19 protein-coding genes and 1 pseudogene are annotated in these 19,614 nt (G+C 72.1%); 10 read left to right on the forward strand and 10 right to left on the reverse strand.

Features of this window, described 5'->3' with window-relative positions:
* Positions 1 to 48: 48 nt before the first annotated feature.
* The 4 genes from EXE50_RS14520 to tbsP all read right to left on the reverse strand — a co-directional run bounded on the left by EXE50_RS14520 (position 49) and on the right by tbsP (position 4,491).
* Entirely contained in the window at positions 49 to 1,326 is a 1,278-nt protein-coding gene (locus EXE50_RS14520) for an aminotransferase class V-fold PLP-dependent enzyme (RefSeq protein ID WP_053770676.1), read from the reverse strand.
* 101 nt (positions 1,327 to 1,427) lie between these two features.
* Positions 1,428 to 1,766, reverse strand: a complete 339-nt coding sequence (locus EXE50_RS14525) for a cupin domain-containing protein (protein WP_053770677.1) — start codon at positions 1,764 to 1,766, stop codon at positions 1,428 to 1,430.
* Between the two features lie 89 nt (positions 1,767 to 1,855).
* The gene (locus EXE50_RS14530; protein ID WP_137705407.1) at positions 1,856 to 3,547 is read right to left on the reverse strand and encodes a YcaO-like family protein; all 1,692 of its coding nucleotides are present in this window, start codon (positions 3,545 to 3,547) and stop codon (positions 1,856 to 1,858) included.
* A gap of 122 nt (positions 3,548 to 3,669) precedes the next feature.
* Positions 3,670 to 4,491: a transcriptional regulator TbsP gene (gene tbsP, locus EXE50_RS14535; RefSeq protein WP_137705408.1), complete on the reverse strand. Its 822-nt coding sequence runs from the start codon at positions 4,489 to 4,491 to the stop codon at positions 3,670 to 3,672.
* A gap of 232 nt (positions 4,492 to 4,723) precedes the next feature.
* On the opposite strand from tbsP, the gene glyA reads away from it, so the two are divergent.
* The 6 genes from glyA (at position 4,724) to EXE50_RS14565 (ending at position 10,394) form a co-directional block, all read left to right on the forward strand.
* Positions 4,724 to 5,971 carry a serine hydroxymethyltransferase gene (gene glyA / locus EXE50_RS14540; protein ID WP_053770680.1) on the forward strand — a complete coding sequence of 416 codons (1,248 nt, stop codon included), beginning with the start codon at positions 4,724 to 4,726 and terminating at the stop codon, positions 5,969 to 5,971.
* A 77-nt stretch (positions 5,972 to 6,048) separates the two neighbouring features.
* A complete protein-coding gene (locus EXE50_RS14545) occupies positions 6,049 to 6,459 on the forward strand; it encodes a DUF3054 domain-containing protein (RefSeq protein WP_137705409.1) in 411 nt (136 codons plus the stop codon).
* A 188-nt stretch (positions 6,460 to 6,647) separates the two neighbouring features.
* Positions 6,648 to 6,902: a hypothetical protein gene (locus EXE50_RS14550; protein ID WP_053770682.1), complete on the forward strand. Its 255-nt coding sequence runs from the start codon at positions 6,648 to 6,650 to the stop codon at positions 6,900 to 6,902.
* A 95-nt stretch (positions 6,903 to 6,997) separates the two neighbouring features.
* Positions 6,998 to 7,999, forward strand: coding sequence for an ornithine cyclodeaminase family protein (locus tag EXE50_RS14555; RefSeq protein ID WP_137705410.1), 1,002 nt, complete (start codon positions 6,998 to 7,000; stop codon positions 7,997 to 7,999).
* A gap of 36 nt (positions 8,000 to 8,035) precedes the next feature.
* On the forward strand, positions 8,036 to 8,578 hold the full coding sequence (locus tag EXE50_RS14560; protein ID WP_137705411.1) for a metallophosphoesterase: 543 nt from the start codon (positions 8,036 to 8,038) through the stop codon (positions 8,576 to 8,578).
* Positions 8,579 to 8,672: 94 nt separating this feature from the next.
* Positions 8,673 to 10,394, forward strand: a complete 1,722-nt coding sequence (locus EXE50_RS14565) for an aldehyde ferredoxin oxidoreductase family protein (protein WP_053770685.1) — start codon at positions 8,673 to 8,675, stop codon at positions 10,392 to 10,394.
* 28 nt (positions 10,395 to 10,422) lie between these two features.
* Here EXE50_RS14565 and EXE50_RS14570 read toward each other — a convergent pair whose 3' ends face one another.
* The gene (locus EXE50_RS14570; RefSeq protein WP_240471123.1) at positions 10,423 to 12,069 is read right to left on the reverse strand and encodes an ATP-binding protein; all 1,647 of its coding nucleotides are present in this window, start codon (positions 12,067 to 12,069) and stop codon (positions 10,423 to 10,425) included.
* A gap of 2 nt (positions 12,070 to 12,071) precedes the next feature.
* Complete coding sequence (locus EXE50_RS14575) at positions 12,072 to 12,788, reverse strand: DUF5806 family protein (RefSeq protein ID WP_137705412.1); 717 nt, start codon at positions 12,786 to 12,788, stop codon at positions 12,072 to 12,074.
* A gap of 89 nt (positions 12,789 to 12,877) precedes the next feature.
* On the opposite strand from EXE50_RS14575, the gene EXE50_RS14580 reads away from it, so the two are divergent.
* From EXE50_RS14580 to EXE50_RS14595, 4 genes are all read left to right on the forward strand, one after another.
* The gene (locus EXE50_RS14580) at positions 12,878 to 13,246 is read left to right on the forward strand and encodes a universal stress protein (protein ID WP_053770688.1); all 369 of its coding nucleotides are present in this window, start codon (positions 12,878 to 12,880) and stop codon (positions 13,244 to 13,246) included.
* Positions 13,243 to 13,833 carry a GNAT family N-acetyltransferase gene (locus EXE50_RS14585; RefSeq protein ID WP_053770689.1) on the forward strand — a complete coding sequence of 197 codons (591 nt, stop codon included), beginning with the start codon at positions 13,243 to 13,245 and terminating at the stop codon, positions 13,831 to 13,833. The genes EXE50_RS14580 and EXE50_RS14585 overlap by 4 nt, the downstream gene beginning before the upstream one ends.
* A gap of 50 nt (positions 13,834 to 13,883) precedes the next feature.
* Entirely contained in the window at positions 13,884 to 14,507 is a 624-nt protein-coding gene (locus tag EXE50_RS14590) for an adenylate kinase (RefSeq protein WP_053770690.1), read from the forward strand.
* A gap of 115 nt (positions 14,508 to 14,622) precedes the next feature.
* The gene (locus tag EXE50_RS14595; RefSeq protein WP_137705413.1) at positions 14,623 to 15,528 is read left to right on the forward strand and encodes a DUF106 domain-containing protein; all 906 of its coding nucleotides are present in this window, start codon (positions 14,623 to 14,625) and stop codon (positions 15,526 to 15,528) included.
* A 45-nt stretch (positions 15,529 to 15,573) separates the two neighbouring features.
* Here EXE50_RS14595 and EXE50_RS14600 read toward each other — a convergent pair.
* The 4 genes and pseudogenes from EXE50_RS14600 to EXE50_RS14615 form a co-directional block, all read right to left on the reverse strand.
* Positions 15,574 to 15,773, reverse strand: a pseudogene (locus EXE50_RS14600) (PfkB family carbohydrate kinase); the annotation flags it as partial.
* Positions 15,774 to 15,777: 4 nt separating this feature from the next.
* Positions 15,778 to 17,025 carry a DHH family phosphoesterase gene (locus EXE50_RS14605; RefSeq protein WP_053770693.1) on the reverse strand — a complete coding sequence of 416 codons (1,248 nt, stop codon included), beginning with the start codon at positions 17,023 to 17,025 and terminating at the stop codon, positions 15,778 to 15,780.
* 74 nt (positions 17,026 to 17,099) lie between these two features.
* Positions 17,100 to 17,564, reverse strand: coding sequence for a universal stress protein (locus EXE50_RS14610; RefSeq protein ID WP_053770694.1), 465 nt, complete (start codon positions 17,562 to 17,564; stop codon positions 17,100 to 17,102).
* 129 nt (positions 17,565 to 17,693) lie between these two features.
* Positions 17,694 to 19,322 (reverse strand): heme-binding protein, encoded by a 1,629-nt coding sequence (locus EXE50_RS14615; protein WP_137705414.1) that lies wholly within the window; start codon positions 19,320 to 19,322, stop codon positions 17,694 to 17,696.
* Between the last annotated feature and the right edge of the window lie 292 nt (positions 19,323 to 19,614).

Raw genomic sequence — 19,614 nt, forward strand, 5'->3', positions numbered from 1 at the left:
CGTCCGATCACCCGACCGCGGCGGCGGGTCGGCGGGGCCCCGGCCAACTCAGGCGAACAGGTCGCGCGCCTCGCGGACCGCGTCGACGAGCGCGTCCACCTCCTCGACGGTGTTGTAGAAGTAGAAGGAGGCGCGCGCGGAGGCGGCGACGCCAATCTCGTCGTGGAGCGGCTGGGTGCAGTGGTCGCCGGCGCGGATCGCGACGCCGTAGTCGTTGAGGATGCTGGAGAGGTCGTGGGCGTGGACGCCCTCGACGTTGAACGCGACGAGGCCGCCCCGGTCGTCGCCCGGCGGGCCGTATATCTCGACGCCGCCGAGCGCCGTCAGCTCGTCGTAGGCGTACTCGGCCAGCAGGTCCTCGTGGGCCTCGATCCGGTCCATGCCGATATCCTCCAGGTACTCGATGGCGGCCGCGAGGCCGACCCCCTGCGCGATGGAGGGCGTCCCGGCCTCGAACTTCCACGGTAGGTCCTCCCAGGTGGAGTCCTCGAAGGAGACGCGGCGGATCATGTCGCCGCCGTAGAGGTACGGCTGCATCTCCTCTAAGATCGCCTCGCGGCCGTAGAGGGCGCCGATCCCGGTCGGGCCGCACATCTTGTGGCCGGAGAAGGCGAGGAAGTCGACGTCCAGCGCCTCCACGTCGACCGGCCGCGTCGGCACCGACTGCGCGGCGTCGGCGAAGACGTAGGCGTCGTGGTCGTGCGCCACGTCGGCCAGCTCGCGGATCGGGTTCACCGTGCCGAGCGTGTTCGACACGTGGACGACCGAGACCATCTCGGTGTCGTCGTCGATGAGCTCGGCGGCGTGGTCCATGTCGAGCCGCCCCTCGTCGGTGACGTCGATGAACCGCACGTCGGCGCCCGTCCGCTTGCCGATCTGCTGCCAGGTGACGAGCGAGGCGTGGTGCTCCATCTCCGAGAGGACGACGTTGTCGCCCGGGCCGAGCTCCGCGAGCCCCCACGCGTAGGCGACGAGGTTCATCGCCTCCGTCGTGTTCTTGGTGAAGACGATCTCCTCGCGGCCCGCGGCGCCGATGAACTCCGCGACCGCGTCGTGGGCCTCCTCGTAGGCGACGGAGGCCTCCTGGCTCAGCTGGTGGATCCCGCGGTGGACGTTGGCGTTGTAGCTCCGGTAGTAGTCGGCGATGGCGTCGACGACCGGGTCGGGGGTGTGCGAGGTCGCCGCGTTGTCGAGGTAGACGAGGGGTGTGTCGTCGCCCTCGCCCTCCCCGGCGGTCTCCGGGTCCCCGCCGACCTTCCGGTCGAGGACCGGGAAGTCGGCGCGGAGCGCCTCCACGTCGAACGGGTACTGTTCTTGGACTCCCATTACCCGTTATCGGGCCCCGAGCACTAACACACCTTCGGTCCGGTACGTCTTGCGGCTATCGCAGACGCGCCGAACGCCGCGATCCGCGGAGGTTCGCCCCGCTACTCGCCCCAGTCCGGGTTCGCCCGCGGCGGCGCGAAGACGTCGAAGCCGACGACGGGTTCGTCGGTCCGGTTCTCGGCCGCGTGCGGCTCGCCGCCGGGGATCACGTACGTGTCGTCGGGGCCGACGACCCGCTCCTCGCCGTCGACGAGGAACGTCAGCCGGCCGGCCGTGATCACGCCGATCTGCTCGTGCGGGTGGTCGTGTTCGGGCACGCCCTCGCCCGGTTCGATCTCGAACCGCTGGATGCTGGTCTCGTCGCCGACGGCCCCTTGGCTGAGGAACGCGCCGTCGACCGCCTCCACCGCCCTCACGTCCGCGTCTGGTGCGACGTCCATACGCGCTCCGGCGGTCCGGAGGCACCTAAATCCGCGGGGACGGGCAGCCGGTGCCGGGGGCGACGCCGGTGCCTGCCGTGTCCTCGCCCTCACGGGAACGGGTGGTACGGCCGGTCGAGCGCGGGCTCGAACCCCATCGACCGCGGCACCTCGCGGGCCCGGTCGCCGAAGAACGGGTCGCCGGTGAACAGCGGCTGCGCGCCGGGCACCAACACGCGGACCGCCTCGAACCCCAGCGACGCGAGGTCGCGCGTCGTCACCCGCGCGACGTACGGGTCGAGCCCGACGGCCTCGACGCGGTCGACGACGGCGCCGAGTTCGGCCTCGCCCGACAGCTCCGGCTCGCCCAGCCCGTCGGTCGAGACGGTCGCGTCCGGGTCGAAGAACGCCGCGGTCTCGGCGGGGCGGTCGGCGTGGTGACCGATCGCGGCGCCCTGCTCGTCGGCCGCCTCCCGGCCCATCGAGCGGAGCTCGGTCCAGTTCTGGAGCGCCTCCGCGAGCGCGCTCCGGGCCGCCGCGGCCGGGTCGAGGTCGGCGCCCGACCCCGCGGCGAACCGCGGCCAGTCGCCCTCGCGGCCGACGCCGACGGCGACGACCGGCACGTCCACGTCGGTCGTGACGAGCAGCGCCGTCACCGACAGCGACTCGGCGCGCGCCCGCTTCTCCAGCTCGGCGAACCCGGGGTCGTCGACGTCGAGCCCGAGCGGCTCCGTCGTGGAGTACCAGCTGGTCATCGTCGCGTCGCGCTCGATCACCTCGTAGAGCCCGGAGAGCGCGGCGTCGGGGCCCGAGCTCCCGAGCCCGAGCCCGGTCGTGATCGCCGGGCGGTACCGGCGCTCCGGCGGCGGGAAGTGGACGAACTCCGCCGGGAGGCTCGCCGGCTCGCCGGTCCCGAGCCGCTCGCCCCGGACCCACGGGAGCCGGTCGTCGCGGTCGTACGCCTCGGCGCTCTCGGGGCGCACGAACGCGTCCGGCGTGATCGGGTTCGGGACGTTGGCGGCCGGCGCGCGCGTGAACGCGGCCTCGCGGTAGACGCCGGCGGCGTACCGCTCTAACCCCTCGCCGAGCGCCTTCATGAACGCGGCGTCCCAGTCGGCGGCCGCGCCCCCGCCGAAGTCGGCCGCGTCGCCGTCGGAGAAGGGCGTCGTGTCCGCGACCCGCGCGACGTAGTACGGCAGCGGGAACGACTCCTGTTCGCCGACCTCGCTCAGCGCGCCGACCCGCGGGTCGACGGCGCGCTCCGCGCGGTCGAGCGTCTCGCCGAGGTCGCGGTCGGCGTGGTCGCGCGGGAGCGCGTCGCCGGGGTCGGCGCCGCAGCCGCACCCGGGCGCCGGGAGGAGCGTCCGCTCGCCGCCCGGCACCTCCGCGACCGTGTCCGCCACCGGGTCGCCGGCGAGCAGTCGGATCGCCCGCCGCCCGGCCACCGCGCCGGCGTAGCGCACGGCGGAGCGGCGGCCGGTCGGGGCGTCGGCGGGCTCCGCGCCGCCGCTCTCGACCCGGGCGCGCAGGCAGTCGTAGCAGGCGTCGTCGAAGACGGTCACCGCCGCGTCGAGGTCGGCGAGCGGGACGCCGCCGGTCCCGCCCACCTCGACGGCGACCCACCGGTCGAGCAGCTCGTCCGCGGTCGCGAACGCCGCCGACCCGGCGGTGTCGACGACGACGGCGAGGTCGAACCCGTCGAGCAGGTCGGCCTCGACCGGCATCGCGTTCACGTCGACGTCGCCGAGCGCGGCCCCGGCCGCCTCGACCGCGGGGCCGTCGCCGACAAGTCCGATATCCATACCCCGTGGACGCGAGGCGGCGAAAAAAAGCCGCGGGTCCGCGGCGCGGGAGGGCGGACGGGGAACGAACGCTCGGGGACGCGAGGAAAGAGAAGGAGGCGGCGGTCGGGCGGGCGGCCCGCTCAGGCCGGCGTGGCCGCCAGCATCTCGGCGGCCTCGGCGGCGAGGTCGGCGGCGTCGGCCCCTTCGAGCCGCTCGTCGCCGAGCTTCAGGCGGAGCCGGGGGCGGCCGACGTCGATCGGGACCTTCTCGGTGTCGATGATCCCCAAGTCCTCTAAGCGCGTCTTCGTCCGGGAGAACGTCGCCTTCGAGGCGATTCCGACGTCCTCGCCCCACTTCGAGATGTCGTAGAGCAGCACGTCGTTCTTCGCCGCGACGAGCAGCGAGACGGTCACCTCGTCGAGGTCGGTGCCGTCGCCGCCCTCTGTCGCGTCGAGGACGGCGTCGAAGTCGGCGCGGGCCTCCTCGCCGATCTCCGACGTCATCGTCTCGCGGACCCGGCTGATCGCCGGCGTGCGGAGCGTGTACGGCTCGGCGTCCTCGAACGCGCCGCGGTGGGACTCGTACACCTGGTCGACGAACTCGCCGTCGTCGGTCGAGAGCGCGGCGACGTCGTCCCCGGCGGTGACGAGCGCCACGACCCGAGAGGGAGAGACGAACAGCGCGTTGTCGACCTCGCCGTCCAGCACCCTGAGGTCCAAAGCGCCGTCGGCCACGAGGTCGGCCGCCCGGGACGCGACGACGAAGTCGTCCATGACGTCCTTGAGGGTGCGCTCGTCGGCGAGCATCGACAGCTCCGGGAGGTCGTCCCGCCCGACGGCGGTCTCGACCAGCGATACGATCGTCTCCGCGGAGGGGTCCACGACGAGCAGCTCGTCGTCGCCCCCGGCGAAGGCCGCTTCGAGCGCCGCCTCGACGTCGGCCGCCAGTAAATTCGATACCATTTGTCTCTCAGTATAAAAGCCAGTTGCGTATTTAATATTAACGGGGTTCATGCTTCGGACAACTCACGTAGGAGGTCTCAAAAGGCCGAAATCGCCCGATCAGCCCCGACCGCGGTCGCCGGTCGATCGGCGCCTCGACGGTCGCCGTCGACGCCGCGTGCGCGACCGATCGGCGGCGGGGTGCCGCGGCGGCGACGGAAGGATTAATGCGCGGTCGCGCCCGGGTTCGCACATGGACCACGAGCACGTCCGGGAGGTCGACCCGGCGGTCGCCGACGCGCTGGCCGGCGAGCGCGACAGACAGGAGCAGACGCTCGCGATGATCGCGAGCGAGAACCACGTGAGCGAGGCGGTACTGGAGGCGCAGGGCAGCGTCCTCACCAACAAGTACGCCGAGGGCTACCCGGGGTCGCGCTACTACGCCGGCTGCGAGTACGCCGACGAGGTCGAGGAACTGGCGATCGAACGCGCGAAGGAGCTGTGGGGGGCCGAGCACGTCAACGTCCAGCCCCACTCCGGCACGCAGGCGAACCAGGCGGTGTACTACTCCGTCCTCGAACCGGGCGACAAGATCCTCTCGCTGGAGCTGAACCACGGGGGCCACCTCTCGCACGGCCACCCCGCGAACTTCACGGGGCAGCTGTACGACGTCGAGCAGTACGAGGTCGACCCCGAGAGCGGCTACATCGACTACGAGGGGCTCCGGGACACCGCCGAGTCGTTCGACCCGGACATCATCGTCTCGGGCTACTCCGCGTACCCCCGCACCGTCGACTGGGAGGAGATCCAGGCGGCCGCCGACGCGGTCGACGCCTACCACCTCGCCGACATCGCGCACATCACCGGGCTCGTCGCCGCCGGCGTGCACCCCTCGCCGGTCGGCGTCGCGGACTTCGTCACCGGCTCGACCCACAAGACGATCCGCGCCGGCCGCGGCGGGATCGTGATGTGCGACGCGGAGTTCGCGGACGACGTCGACGCGGCCGTCTTCCCCGGCGGGCAGGGCGGCCCGCTGATGCACAACGTCGCCGGCAAGGCGGTCGGCTTCAAGGAGGCGCTCCAGCCCGAGTTCGAGGAGTACGCCCGGAACGTGGTCGACAACGCCGAGGTGCTCGCCGAGACCCTCCGGGAGCACGGCCTCTCGCTGGTCTCCGGCGGCACCGACAACCACCTCGTGCTCGCCGACCTGCGCGACTCGCACCCGGACCTCTCGGGCGGCGAGGCCGAGGACGCGCTCGCGGCCGCGAACATCGTCCTGAACGGGAACACGGTCCCCGGCGAGACGCGCTCGCCGTTCGACCCCTCCGGGATCCGCGCGGGCACCGCCGGGCTCACGACGCGCGGGTTCGACGCGGACGCGGTCGAGGAGGTCGGCGAGCTGATCTACCGCGTCGTCGACGACGTCGACAGCGACGACGTGATCTACGAGGTCGGCGAGCGCGTCGTCGAACTCTGCGAGGCGCACCCGCTGTACGAGTGACGGCCCGGCGCCGTCGCGGAGTCGGGCCGCGCCGACGAATCCGTGCGTAAAAGTGGGGGCGGCCCGCAGGGGTCGGTATGGACGCTCCGTCGTTTCTCGCCGCTCGCCTCGACCGCGACGCCGCCCCGCTGGTCGTCGGCGACGTGAGCGCGTTGATCCTACTCTTGACCGTCGGGACGCTCAACCACCAGTCGGTCGCGTTCCTCACCGCCAACCCGCTGTACCTCCCCGGCGTCTACGCCCCGTTCCTGATCGGCTGGGCGGCGGTGGCGCCGCTCGTCGGCGCCTACTCCGCGGGCGCGGCCGAGACGGCGAAGTCGTCGGTGCCGCTCGTCGTCAGGTCGTGGATCCCCGCGGCGGTCGTCGGGCTGGCGCTCCGCGCGTTCGTCTTCCGCGGCGGCGCCGAGCTCACCTTCGCGGCCGTCATGCTCGTGCTGGGATCGCTCGCGCTCGGCGGCTGGCGCTCGCTCTACTTCCGACTGCGGTAGCTCCCGCGTACCGGCGCCGACTCCGGCGACCGACCGCGTCGCCCCTTCTCGCCGTCCGACCGACACGGCTGCCCGGTCCCCCGCGCGGCTCATAAGTTATGAGTCACATCGGTGTGTACACGTCCGAACCACTTGCGAACCGCGAGAAAAATTTAATACGGACTATCCACTTAGTATTCAACGAAAGCATGGCTGGATACTACGACTACGTCCTTGGGCTCATTCCGGGCGCGTTGATCGGTGTGACCGCCTCGCTCACGCTGGTCGGGCTGCCCCTGACCGCCGCGCTCCCGGTCGGCGCCGCGGCCGCGGGCGCGGTGATGGCTCACGCGATGTTCGTCCGAAATCCAGTCGCGGGCGAGGCGCCCGCACGCCGGTCGCTCGACGGGGAGGCCGGCGAGCGCTCGGCGACCGGCGGCTCCTCGGCGGGCGCCGCCGACTGAGCGCTCGGCCGCCCGGCCTCCCCGGTCCGGGGCCGTCGCCCCGCCCGCTCGCCGCGTCCTGTACCGTTTAGTCCCCCCGCCGCGAGTGGTCGGGCATGACGGAGACCCTGTTCCTGTCGAGCGGCGACGTCGACGACCTCGCGGAGCCGGCCGACTACGTCGCGGCGGTCCGCGACGCGTACCGGCAGGTGGGCGAGGGCGCGCCGGCCGAACCGCGGACGAAGCTGTTCAACCGCGAGCCGCCGGGCATGTTCACCACCTACGCCGCGGTCCTCCCGGAGACGGGGGCGATGGGCGGGTACACCTACTCGGCGGGGTTCGGCGCGGGCGACGCGTGGTTCATGACGCCGCTGTTCGACGCCGAGTCCGGCGAGCCGCTCGCGCTGCTCGACGGCGCGTCGATGAACCCGTTCAAGACCGGCGCCGCGGGCGCCGTCGCGGTCGACGCGCTCGCCCGCGACGACGCGACCGACCTCGCCGTGATCGGCAGCGGCGCGCAGGCGCGCGGGCAGGTCGCGACGACCGCGACGGTCCGCGAGTTCGAGGCGGTCCGCGTCTTTTCCCCGACCGCGGAGAACCGCGTGTCGTTCGCCGCCGACTTCGACGAGCGACTCGACGCCGACGTGTCGCCGGTCGAGAGCGCGGGCGACGCGCTGGCGGGCGCCGACGTGGTGATCACCGCGACGACCGCGAGCGACCCCGTCATCGCCGACGCCGACGTCGAGCCGGGAACCCACGTCACGGCGATGGGCCAGTACCACCCGGAGAAGAACGAGCTGCCGCCCGAACTCGTCGCGCGCGCCACCTACGTCCCCGACCTGAGAGCGCGCGCGACGCAGGACGCCGGTTCGTACCTCGCCGCGGTCGCGGCGGGTCTGATCGCGGAGGGCGAGGGGATCGCGGCCGATCTGGGCGCGGTCGTCACGGGCGACCACCCCGGCCGGACGAGCGACGAGGCGGTGACCGTCTTCGACTCGGGCGGGACCGGGGTCGAGACGGTCGCGGCCGCGCACATGCTCTACGAGCGCGCGAGCGACGCCGGACGGGGCGAGCCCATCGACTTCGCGCCCGCGAGCGAGGCGCTGACCGGGGAGTAGCCGGAGGTTGAAGTGGCCTGCCGGCGTTCGGCCGGTATGCTCGTTGGGATCGTCTCCGACACGCACGACGACCTGGCCGCCGTCGAGGCGGCCGTCTCGCTGTTCGAGCGCGAGGGGGTCGACGCCGTCGTCCACTGCGGCGACTTCGTCGCGCCCTTCTCCGTGACGCCGTTCGACGGGGACTTCGACTTCCACGCGGTCCGCGGGAACAATGACGGGGAGTGGGCCGTCGAGTCGACGGTCGAGGCGTTCGGTGAGTACCACGGGGAGGCCGCCGCGCTCTCGTTCGACGGCGCGGGCAGCGGCGACGCGACCGGCGCCGACGCGGTCGACGTCGCGGTCACCCACGGCACGAGCGGCCTCGTCGTCGACGCGCTCGTCGACTGCGGCGACTACGACTACGTGCTCCACGGCCACACCCACGCGCACGGCGTCGAAGCGCGGGGCGGGACCGTCCGCGTGAACCCCGGCGGCCTCCCCATCCCGGTCGAGGGCGCCGACGACGCGTTCCGGGTCGCGACGCTCGACACGGCGGAGTCCGGCGTCGACGCGGTGACGCACCACGTCCTCGACGGCTGACGGCGCCCGGCGACCGGCGGCGCCGTTCGACGGCGGCGCGGCGCGCGCCGCCCGCACCCCGAGGTTTATCGCCGCTCGCTCGCTCTGTTCGTCCATGAGACACGCACAGGGACCGCTCCTCACGATCGACCTGACGGAGCGGACCGCGTCGACGACGCGGATCGACGACCGGCTCGCGTCGTTCGTCGGCGGCCGCGGGCTCAACACGTCGCTCGCGTACGACCGGATCCCGTTCGACGCCGACCCGCTCGGCCCGGAGAACCGGCTCTACCTCTCGACCGGGCCGATGCAGTACTCGACGACCTCCTACACCGGCCGCATGGCCGCCACGGGCCTCTCGCCGCTGACGAACGGCCTGCTGTCGTCGAACGCCGGCGGGTTCCTCTCGCGGAACTTCACGGGCGCGGGGTACGCCGCGGTCGAGGTCGTCGGCGCGAGCGACGACCTGCTCGCGGTTCACGTCCGGGAGATCGGGGACGACGGCGAGCCGGACGTGACGTTCGAGGAAGTCCCGGACCTCGCGCAGGCGGAGGTGTCCGCCGTCTCGGACCGCCTCGCGGAGACGCACGGCCTGGAGCCGGAACACGTCGCCTGCGTCGGTCCCGCCGGCGAGAACGAGGTCCGGTTCGCCTCGATCATGACCTCGGACACCCGCGCGTTCGGCCGCGGCGGGCTCGGGGCCGTCCTCGGCGCGAAGGGCGTGAAGGCGCTCACCTTCGAGGGCGACGCGGCGGCCGACATCGACCTCGACTGGCCCGACGAGGCGGCCGAGGTCCACCGCGAGGCGGCGACCTCCGACTCGATCATGAAGCGGCAGGGGACGACGAGCGTGACGGAGCTGGCAAACGAGGTGGACGCGCTCCCCTCCTACTACTTCGCCGAGACCTCCTTCGAGGGCGTCGAGGGCATCTCCGGCGACCGCGTCGAGGAGAAGAAGTACAAGCAGGGGACCTGCTCGCAGTGCGCGTTCGCCTGTAAGCTCCCGACCCGCGACGAGGCCACCGGCGTCGAGACGGAGGGACCCGAGTTCGAGACCGTGATGGCGTTCGGGTCGAACGCGGGCGTCGACGACATCGTCGACGTGATGGCCGCCAACGAGCTGTGCGACGAGCTCGGGATGGACACCATCTCCTGTGGCGACGCCGTCTCGATGTACCTCCGGAGCGAAGACGAGTTCGGCAACGCGGAGCTGGTCCGCGAGCTCGTCGAGCAGATCGCCTACCGCGAGGGCGTCGGCGACAAGCTCGCGGAGGGCGTCCACCGCGCCCACGAGGAGTTCGGCGCCGACGACTGGACGGTGAAGGGGATGGCCTTCTCCGGGCACGACGGCCGCGCGCTCAACGGGCAGGGGCTCGCGTTCGCGACCGCGAACCGCGGCGCCGACCACATGTACGGCGAGTTCTACCCGTACGAGTACCCGCTCGTCGACCCCGACGAGGCGTTCGATCCCGAGGGGCTGGCGGGGAAGCCACCGAAGCTCGTCGCGAAGGAGAACCGCAACGCGGTGCTGGACTCCGCGGTCGTCTGTAAGTTCTCCCGGGGCACCGTCACCGACGACCGGCTCGCCGCGCTGCTCGACGCCGACTACGAGGATCTCCAGACGCTCGGCGCCCGGGTCGTCGAGTTAGAGCGCGCGTTCAACAACGCCCGCGGCTTCGACCGCGCGGACGACACGCTCCCGTACGCCGACGCGATCGAGGGGTTCGACGCGGCGCTGTCGGAGTACTACGCGCTCCGCGGCTGGAACGACGACGGCACCGTTCCCGGACATGGCGACGGGATCGACCCCGCGAGCGCGGCGCCCGCCGACGACTGAGCCCGCGAGGCTCCCGCGCGACGCCGCCTCACTCTGCCGGCTCGTCCGGGGGCGCGAACTCGACGCCGCGGAACTCGAACCGCGCGCCGCCGTCGCTGTCGCCGAGTTCGACCGTCCACCCGTGCGCCTCCGCGACCTCGGCGACGATCTTCAGCCCGAAGCCGGTGCCGTCGGGGTCCGTCGTCACGCCCGCCTCGAACACCGACTCCCTGTCGTCGGGGCCGACGCCCGGGCCGTCGTCCTCGACGTAGAAACCGTCGCCGTCGTCGAGCGTCCCGACCGCGACGGCGACGTCCCTCCCCCCGTGTTCGACCGCGTTGCCGAAGAGGTTCTCCAGCGCCTGCCGCAGGCGGCTGCGGTCCGCGGCGACGACGGCGTCCGTCTCGACCGCGAGCGTCGCGTCCTCGGTGTCGACGGTCTCCCAGCACTCCGCGGCGAGGTCGGCGAGGGGGACCGGCTCCGCCTCGTCGATGCCGGCCCCCTGCCGGGCCAGCGCGAGCAGGTCCTCGATGAGCGCGTCCATCCGGTCCAGCGAGCGCTTCACCGCGCTCAGCTCCGCGACCTCTATCGACTCCTCGGCGAGCCGGTCGGCGACCATCTCGAGGTTGCCGGTCGCGACGTTGAGCGGGCTCCGGAGGTCGTGCGAGACGAGGCTGGCGAACTCCTCCAGGCGGTCGCGCTCGCGGGCCACCTCCGCCTCGCGGCGGCGGAGCTGTCGCTCCCGCTCGATGCGGACGAGCACCATCGTCACCGTCGCCGCCCAGATGCGCGCGATCGCCAGGTCGGACTCGGAGAAGGCGTCGGGGACCGTGGCGCCGACGTTCAACACGCCGTACCGGCCGAGCGGGACGACGAGCTCGCTGCGGATCGTCGCGTCCTCTGTGTACCGGTCGGGGTCGTCGGCGACGTCCGCCACGTAGGTCGGCTCGCCGCTCTCGAAGACCTCCCAGGTGATGCTCTGCCCCGCGGCGTCGAACGTCGGGTGGTCGCCGACCACCGCCTCCGCGGTCTCGGTCCAGACGGCCGGTTCGAGCGCGTCGCGCCGCTCGTCGTGGAACCAGATCGCGGCGATGGGGTGGCCGAGCACGTCGTCGACGTACGACACCGCCGCCTCGGCGGCCGCCTCCCTGTCCGTCGTCTTCAGCAGCTCCCTGGTCGCCTCGTGGAGCGATTCGAGCGTCTCCGTGCGGCGCCGGAGCGCCAGCTGCCGCGTCCGCTCGTTCGAGACGTCTATCGCGGTGACGACCGCGTACGAGTCGGCGTCGAGCCCGAAGGCGCCGACGCTGACGCGGACCGGGATCAGGACGCCGTCGCCGCGGCGCACGACGAGTTCGAACCCGTCGGCCAGCGACCGGGACTCCCCGGCGCGCACCGCGTCGACCAGCGCGGCGACGGTGTCGCCCGCGTCGGCCTCCCCGTCGCCCGTCGCCTCGCCGGCGGGCTCGGCGTCGCCGTCGCCCGGGTCGGCGTCGAGGGCCGCGGTCGCCGCGGCGTCGTCTCGGTCCACCTCCGTCGGGTCCTCGAACACGGCGCTGACCGACCGCCCCGAGAGCTCGGCCGGCTCGAGCCCGAAGACCCCCTCGACGCTCGGCGTGCCCGCGCGGACGACGCCGTCGCCGTCGACGACGAGCGTCGGGTCCGGGGTCGCGTCGAGCGCCTCCGGGAAGCCGTCCATCGTCACTCCTCCGGCTCGTGAACGTGACCGCACTCGGGGCAGCGCACTTCCTCGCCGCGGAGGTCCGCCGAGGAGGCGCGCACGTCGCGCATCACCTCGCTGATCTTGTCTTCGGCCTCCAGCTCGTCGGCGACGGCGAGGTCGACGCCCTCCACTTCGAGGAGGAACTTCGCGACCTCCGTCACCTCGTACATCATCTCGTCTAAGTCCTCGGCGGTGAAGAAGCCGGACATCGCCCCGTAGAGGAACGTCGCGCCCGCCTTCGTCACCTTCTCCTCGAAGGAGTAGCGCGCCTGGTTGACCGCCTGCGGGGTGTAGGTGTCGGTCATGAAGGGGACGAGTTCGGGGAGGTTCTCGCCGATCTTCGTCATCTCGACGCCTGTCTCCGTGCGGAAGTCGGCGCAGAGCCGCGCTATCGCCCACTCGCGGGCCGTGATGTACGTCCGGTCGCGGAGGAACTCGTTGACGCGCTCGTAGCGCGCCCCGTCCATCTTCTGGAACCGCTCGTACTTCTGGACGTCGCGGGGCACGTCCGTCGCGTCGTCGGCCGCCGCGTTCTCGCCGTCCGTCGCGTCCTCGGCCGCCGCGTCCTCGTCGGGGGCCGTCGGGTCTCCGCCGGTCGCTTCACCGCCGTCGCCGCCCTCGGAGGGAACGCGGTCCGCGGCGGCGTCGCCGGTCCTCTCGGCGTCGTCGGCCGCCGGACCGGTGTTGTCGCTCATACGTTCGAAACCCCGCGGGCGGGCAAAAGGGTTGTCGGTGGTCGGACGCCGGAGATCCACTTTTGTACCGTCGCGTGGAGGGATGGGGCATGAAAGTGCTCTGCGGGATCGGCGGCAGCGACGACTCGTTCCGCGCGCTCGACCGGACGGTCGAGCGCGCGGCGGTCGCGGACGACGACCTGACGATCGCCGTGGTCGACAACGAGGACTCGTCGGTCGCCCCCGAGGACGTGCTGGACCGCGCCCGGGAGGCGGTCGACGACGCCGCGATAGACGCCGAGGTGCGGCGCGTCGAGGGCGACCCGGGGAGCCGGCTGGTCGAGATCGCCGAGACCGAGGGGTTCGAGGAAATCGTCCTCGGCGGCGGCCACACGAGCCCGATGGGGAAGATCACGATCGGGTCGATCGCGGAGTTCGTCCTGTTGAACGCAAAGACATCGGTGACGCTGGTCAGATGAGCGACCGAGGCTACCCGGACGCGGTGGCGGACGAGTTCCCGCCGCCGCCGACCGCGTTCACTGACCGCGAGGACCGCGAGATCGAGGTCCGGCCGTACGAGGGCGACGAGGCGGCCCGCGAGGCCCTGGTCGAGATGTACGACGACTTCGACCCGGCCGACCGCGCGCAGGGGATCCCGCCGGGCGGGGAGGAGCGCATCCGCGAGTGGCTCGGCGCCATCCTCGCCGACGACTGCTACAACGTGATCGCCTGGTGCGGCGACGAGGCGGCCGGCCACGCGACGCTCGTGCCCGACGGCGACGCCTACGAGCTGGCGATCTTCGTCCACCAGGAGTACCAGCGCGCCGGGATCGGCACCCACCTCATCCGCGGGCTGCTCGGGCACGGGCAGGCGAACGGCGTCGCGAAGGTGTGGCTCACCGTCGAGCGGTGGAACCGCGCCGCGGTCTCGCTGTACAAGAAGATCGGCTTCGAGACCTCGGACGCCGAGAGCTTCGAACTGGAGATGGGGCTGCGCCTCTGCGCCGCCGAGGCGGCCGCGGAGGAGGCCGGCGGATCCGCGGACGAGCCCGACGGCGACGAGTAGGGCTGGCCGGAATCTTCAATCCTTTAGGGGCGGCCCGCGACCGCTCCGGTATGAGTCACCGAATTCTGCTGTTGGGGGCGCCCGGCGCCGGGAAGGGGACGCAGAGCGCGAAGCTCGCCGACGAGTACGGCGTCGAGCACGTCACGACCGGCGACGCGCTCCGCGCGAACAAGGAGATGGAGACGGAGTACGGGACGCCCAAGTCGTTCATGGACGCGGGCGAACTGGTCCCGGACCCGGTCGTCAACGAGATCGTGAAGGCCGCGCTCGAGGACGCCGACGGGTTCGTCCTCGACGGCTACCCGCGCAACCTCGACCAGGCCGAGTACCTCTCTGAGATTACGGACCTCGACGCGGTCGTCCTCCTCGACGTCGACGAGGAGGTCCTCGTGGACCGCCTCACCGGCCGCCGCGTCTGCGACGACTGCGGCGCGAACTACCACGTCGACTTCCAGCCCCCGGAGGAGCCGGGCGTCTGCGACGAGTGCGGCGGCGACCTCGTCCAGCGCGAGGACGACACCGAGGAGACGGCCCGAGAGCGCCTCGAAGTGTTCTACGACAACACCGAGCCCGTGGTCGACCACTTCCGCGACGAGGGCGTCCTCGTCGAGGTCGACGGCGAGGCGACCCCGGACGAGGTCTTCGAGCGGATCCGCGACGTCGTCGAGAACTGACGCGGCGCGCCGAGGGGCGACGCGCGCCGCCGCGAACCGATCCGCGTCGCCCCCGGAAGCGATTCGAGCGGCGATTCTACAAGGTTCTTAACCGTCGACCGCTAACCGGCCGGTAATGAGCAAAGTCGAACGGCGAGTCCGCTCGCTGGTCCGCGAGGACGGCGAGATGCGGGACGCCATCCAAGTCGTCCTCGACAACGCCAGCGGCGGCGAGGTCCGCTGGGTCGACGTTCGCGACGAGATCACGAGCGGGCAGTGGGGCCGGCTCATCGAGAAGGAGATCCTCGTCGACGGCGAGGAGGGGTTCGCGCTGGCCGACCGCGACGGCATCGAGGCCGGCATGGAGGACGACGACGGGGGCGGCGGCGACGTCGAGACGCCCGAGACGACCAGCTGGTCGAAGTGGGACAAGCTCGCCGGGCTGGCGACCGTCGGCGCGTTCGTCGGCTACGCGGTCCCGCCGGTCCGCAACGCGATCGCGGGCGCCATCGACGTGGTCCTCGGCCCGCTCCTGAACCTCGTCCCGTTCTACGTCGTCATCATGGTCATCGCGCTCGGGACGGGGCTGTACTCGACGCTCCTGCGCGCCGGGCTCATGGACATGGAGAAGATGGGCGCGTACCAGGAGCGGATGAAAGACATCCAGGAGCGCCGGAAGGAGGCCGAGAAGCGCGACGACGACGAGGCGCTCGACCAGATCCAGGAAGAGCAGATGGAGGCGATGGGCGACCAGCTCGGCATGTTCAAAGAGCAGTTCCGCCCGATGGTGTGGATCATGTTCCTCACCATCCCCGCGTTCCTCTGGATGTTCTGGGTGATCGGCTACCGCGGCTCCGACGCCGCGTACCCGGCCGTCGCCGCCCAGGAGCTCGTCGTCCCGCTCGCCGGGACCGTCACGTGGGACACGGGGATCGTCGGCCCAATCCAGATGTGGATCCTCTGGTACTTCCTCTGTTCGATGGCGTTCACGCAGCTCGTCCAGAAGAGCCTCAACATCGAGATGTCGCCGTCCTCGTCGTAGGCGACGCCCCGACCGCTCGGTTCGTTTCCTCCCCGCTCACTTTCGCTCCGCGAGGAGCTCCCCGAACGCGTCGTCGCCGAGGCCCGTCCGGAACGCGGGCGGCGAGCCGAGCCGCGCGAGGCCGACCGCGACGTTGGCGGGCGCGCCGCCGGGGCGGCGGGCGTCGCCGTCGACCTCGCGCAGCGTCTCCTCCGCCTCGGCGCGAAGCCGACGAGCGCCTCGCCGGCGACGAAGACGTCCGCCATCCATCTACTCGGCTGTCGCGGCCCCGTCCTCGCCGCCCGCGGCGTCGACCTCCTCGGCGACCGCCTCGAACGCCGCGAGGATGACGCGCTTACACGCCTGTCCCTCGGTGCTCCAGTGGTGGGCGTAGTCGAGCATGTCGTCGTAGATGTCGGGCTTACAGCCCGCCGCCTGCGGGTGGCCGCCGCCGTTCACGCGACCGGCGACCTCGTGCGCGTGGCGGAAGTCCTCGGAGCCGCGGATCGACGCCGACCCGGCGGGCTTGACGATCACGGCGGCGTCGGCGCCGGCCTCGCGGAGCGCCTCCGCGACCTCGTTCTGCGAGCAGCGGCCGTAGGTGACCGCGACGCGCCAGTCGCCGACCTCGTGGGTGACCGCGCGGCCGACCGCGAGGTCGATCCGGGCCTCCTTCTCGACGCGTCGCTCCTCGACGAACGACCGAACCGTCTCGGGGAGGTCGACGCCGTACGCGCCGATCACGGCCGCGTACTCCTCGGCGCCGGCCCAGTAGGAGTAGTCGGCGAGGTCGTCGGAGCGCGGGTCCTCCTTGATCCAGAGGTCGTGGTCGCGCGTGACCGCGGCGAGGTCGGTCCAGCGGTCGCCGAACGCGTGGTCGAGCGACCGGAGCGTCACGTCGGCGGTGCACTCCTCGTCGGAGTCGCCGACGACGAGGTCGACGCCCGCGTCGCGCACCGCGGCCGCGGTCGCGTCGTCCCACTGGTGGTGGTCGAACCAGCGGATCGCCGCGGTCGCGTCCGCGAGCGCCTCCAGCGGCTCCGCGATCGGCTCGTAGTCGTCGGGACAGAGGTCGCAGACGAACAGGTCGATCCCGTCGTCGGCGTACGCCTCGACCCGTTCGAGCGCGGTGTCGATCGAGTACGGCCCGGCCGAGAGCAGCCCGACCGGCGACTCGGCGTGGGCGTCGGCGAGCGGGTCGCCGTCCGCCGTCTCGTCGCCGTCGTCGTCCGCGTCGTCGCTCTCGTCGTCTGCCTCTTCCAGCCGCGCCGCGATGGCGTCCTCGAAGGGCGCGACGTCGAGCGCGGCGTCGTACGCCTCGCGGACCATCGCGGCGCAGGCGAGGCCGTCGGCGTCGCCGTCGGCGATCACGACCGCCTCGCTGCCCTCGATCGCCTCCCGCGCTCGGCGCTCGGCGCGCTCGTCGTCCAGCGAGTCCGGGTAGAAGAATCCCTTCCCCGGGAGCTTCGTGTACCGCGACCGGGGGGCGTCCCCCGCGTCGATGAGGTCGTCGTCCATACCGTCGTGGCGGGCGGCAGCCGGAAAACTCCGCCGCTCTCGCGTCGGCCGCGGCGTCGGGCCGCCACGCTCCCTCAGACGGTCGTCCGGCGCGGGTCCTCCTCGGTCAGTTGGCGGACCGTCAACACGGGGATCGGACAGGTCCGAACGACGCGCTCGGCGACGGAGCCGATGAGGAAGCGGTTCTCGCCGTGGCGCCCCCTGGTACCCATCGCGACGAGGTCGGCGTCGACCGAGCGGGCGTACGCGTCGATCTCCGACGCCGGCCGGCCCTCGCGGACCTCGATGGTCACGTCGAGGTCGCCGTCGCGTTCGTGCGCCGCGGCCGAGACGCGGTCGAGCGCGTCGCGCCCCTGGTCGTCGAGCGCGTCGCGGAGGTCCTCGCGGACCGTGTCCGGCGACGACTCCACCTCGCCGGCGTCGACGACGTACACCGCGTGGACCTCGGCGTCGAACCGCGCCGCCACGTCGACCGCGACCGAGACGGCCCGCCCGACGCTGTCCGAGCCGTCGGTCGCGACCACGATGGTGTCGAACATGCCCGTTCGTTCGCCGCAGCGCTACCTAAAACCCGGCGGTCGGAGGGGGACGCGCAAGCCCCGGACGGCGAGAGCCGATCGACCGGGTCCGCCCGACGGCGAGAGCCGACCGCGCGGTGGCCGAGCGACCTACGCCAGGAAGACGTGCCGCGGGCGGTCGGCGAGCACGTCGCGGCCCCACTGGACGGTCTCGGAGAACTCGTTGGAGCGGAAGAAGCCCATCGCGTCCTCCTTCGCGTTCCACTGGCTGGCGATGAACATGTCGTTCTCGTCTTCGACGTTCACCATCAGGTCGGTCTCGACGTGGCCGTCCATCTCGCCGAGCAGGTCGCCGACGTCGTCGAACGTCTCGACGAACTCCGACTGGTAGTCGGGCTTGACGGTGTAGAACATCCCCATCGTCCCGAAGCCGGACTCCTCGCCGGCGCGGGCGACGATGTCGGGCAGCTCCGAGAGGAAGCCGCCGGCCGTCTCCGCCGCCGACGCCGTGTCCCAGATGGAGACGACCGCGGCGCGGTCGGTGTGGCGCCCCTCGTACACCGCGGTCTTGACGTGGGTACCGTAGTGGTCGAAGTTGCCGCGGAGCCCCTCGACCTCGTCGAACAGCTCCTCGGTGTCGGCCTCGCTGTACAGCACGGTGGCGTACACGTCCTCGCCGTGAGGCTTCCCGGCGTAGATGTCGAGGTCGGCGAGCTCGCCGCGGATGTCCTCGTCGTCGGCCCCGTCGCCGTCGTGACCCCCCTCCTCGCCGTGTCCGCCGCCCTCGCCGTGGGGGTGGTCGCCCTCGCCGGCGTCTCCGTCGCCGTGCGGGTGGTCGCCGTGCGCGGGACCGCCGCCCGCGCCCGAGCGGTCGTGGCCCTCGCCGCGGCCGTGCCCGTCGTCGCCGTGATGGCTCCCCTCGCCGTGATGACCCCCCTCGTCTCCGTGGCCGCCCCCGCCGTGGGGGTGGCCGGCGCTGTCGCGCTCGGGGACGCGGCCGGTCGGGACCGTCTCCCCGGCGAGGAAGGCGTCGAGGTCGGTCGGCGGGAACCGCCGGCCGACGTAGAAGTCACCGAACTCGCCGTACCGCGAGGAGGCGGGGTCGAACCGCATCTCGTAGACGATGTCCTTGATGTCGGTCGGGTCCGCGCCGAACAGCGTGACGCCCCACTCGTGCTCGTCGAAGCCGACCGAGGAGGCGATCACCTGCTTGATTTTCCCGGCGTACTCCTTGCCGACCTCGCCGTGGCTCGCCATCAGCTCGGCGCGCTCCTCGAACTCGAGGTCGTACCAGTTGTGTTCCTCGCCGCGGCGCTTGCTCATCGGGTAGAAGCTGACGTACTCCTCGTCCGGGATATCGGGCTTCAGCTTCCCCTCGATGTACCGGCGGAGCCCCTCGTCGACGGCGTCGGCGCCCGCCTCGAAGTAGTCGTCGGAGACGTACCCCGACACCTCGGTGACGGAGACGTAGGAGGTCTCGCGCTCGGTGAACTTCGCGAGCGCGGTGTCCTCGAAGCGGCGCTCGATCGCGGAGAGGTCGTCGAGCGACGGCCGGAAGTGTAAGCAGAGGAGGTCGGCCTTGTGTCCGAGCACGGAGAACAGCGCCGACTCGCCGTCGTCGGCGTCGGCGACCAGTTCGCGGTGTTTCAGAAAGGCCTCGCCCTCTTCGATCGCCCGCTCTCGCTCGGACTCGGGCGCCTCGCGCCAGGCGTCCCAGTCGATCGAGCGGAAGTCGTGCAGCGAGAACCACCCTTCGGCGGTCTGTGGAGCCTCGACCATACGCCGGGTTGGTGCCCCGCGACTTAGGGGTTTGCGGGTCGTCCCGAGACGCGGTAACGGGCCGGACCGTCGCGGCTCGCGTCGGAGCGGAAAGCGGCACTGACGGTTCCGAAGTCCCAGCCCTTCGGATGTACCTGAGTACCTTGGCCAACAGGGACTCCGTTGCCGAGACCGCCGAAGCCCCAGCCGGGAGGCGGGCGCACGCTCGCTGCGCGCCTCACTCGGTCGCTTTGCTCCCTCGTTTCGGTGCTTACGTCGCCTGTGCCCGCCTCCCGGCTGCCCCTTCGAGTCC

The sequence above is a fragment of the Halorubrum sp. ARQ200 genome (genome assembly GCF_005435115.1).
In the GTDB taxonomy this organism is placed as follows: Archaea; Halobacteriota; Halobacteria; order Halobacteriales; family Haloferacaceae; genus Halorubrum; species Halorubrum tropicale.

Excerpts from the sequence above, each read along its gene's own strand:
- EXE50_RS14545 (WP_137705409.1), top strand. The coding sequence starts at position 6,049 with ATGGACGCTCCGTCGTTTCTCGCCGCTCGCCTCGACCGCGACGCCGCC.
- EXE50_RS14585 (WP_053770689.1), top strand. The coding sequence starts at position 13,243 with ATGAGCGACCGAGGCTACCCGGACGCGGTGGCGGACGAGTTCCCGCCG.
- EXE50_RS14580 (WP_053770688.1), top strand. The coding sequence starts at position 12,878 with ATGAAAGTGCTCTGCGGGATCGGCGGCAGCGACGACTCGTTCCGCGCG.
- EXE50_RS14590 (WP_053770690.1), top strand. The coding sequence starts at position 13,884 with ATGAGTCACCGAATTCTGCTGTTGGGGGCGCCCGGCGCCGGGAAGGGG.
- tbsP (WP_137705408.1), bottom strand. The coding sequence starts at position 4,491 with ATGGTATCGAATTTACTGGCGGCCGACGTCGAGGCGGCGCTCGAAGCG.
- EXE50_RS14560 (WP_137705411.1), top strand. The coding sequence starts at position 8,036 with ATGCTCGTTGGGATCGTCTCCGACACGCACGACGACCTGGCCGCCGTC.
- EXE50_RS14565 (WP_053770685.1), top strand. The coding sequence starts at position 8,673 with ATGAGACACGCACAGGGACCGCTCCTCACGATCGACCTGACGGAGCGG.
- EXE50_RS14530 (WP_137705407.1), bottom strand. The coding sequence starts at position 3,547 with ATGGATATCGGACTTGTCGGCGACGGCCCCGCGGTCGAGGCGGCCGGG.
- EXE50_RS14615 (WP_137705414.1), bottom strand. The coding sequence starts at position 19,322 with ATGGTCGAGGCTCCACAGACCGCCGAAGGGTGGTTCTCGCTGCACGAC.
- EXE50_RS14595 (WP_137705413.1), top strand. The coding sequence starts at position 14,623 with ATGAGCAAAGTCGAACGGCGAGTCCGCTCGCTGGTCCGCGAGGACGGC.
- glyA (WP_053770680.1), top strand. The coding sequence starts at position 4,724 with ATGGACCACGAGCACGTCCGGGAGGTCGACCCGGCGGTCGCCGACGCG.
- EXE50_RS14555 (WP_137705410.1), top strand. The coding sequence starts at position 6,998 with ATGACGGAGACCCTGTTCCTGTCGAGCGGCGACGTCGACGACCTCGCG.
- EXE50_RS14550 (WP_053770682.1), top strand. The coding sequence starts at position 6,648 with ATGGCTGGATACTACGACTACGTCCTTGGGCTCATTCCGGGCGCGTTG.
- EXE50_RS14520 (WP_053770676.1), bottom strand. The coding sequence starts at position 1,326 with ATGGGAGTCCAAGAACAGTACCCGTTCGACGTGGAGGCGCTCCGCGCC.
- EXE50_RS14575 (WP_137705412.1), bottom strand. The coding sequence starts at position 12,788 with ATGAGCGACAACACCGGTCCGGCGGCCGACGACGCCGAGAGGACCGGC.
- EXE50_RS14605 (WP_053770693.1), bottom strand. The coding sequence starts at position 17,025 with ATGGACGACGACCTCATCGACGCGGGGGACGCCCCCCGGTCGCGGTAC.
- EXE50_RS14610 (WP_053770694.1), bottom strand. The coding sequence starts at position 17,564 with ATGTTCGACACCATCGTGGTCGCGACCGACGGCTCGGACAGCGTCGGG.
- EXE50_RS14525 (WP_053770677.1), bottom strand. The coding sequence starts at position 1,766 with ATGGACGTCGCACCAGACGCGGACGTGAGGGCGGTGGAGGCGGTCGAC.
- EXE50_RS14570 (WP_240471123.1), bottom strand. The coding sequence starts at position 12,069 with ATGGACGGCTTCCCGGAGGCGCTCGACGCGACCCCGGACCCGACGCTC.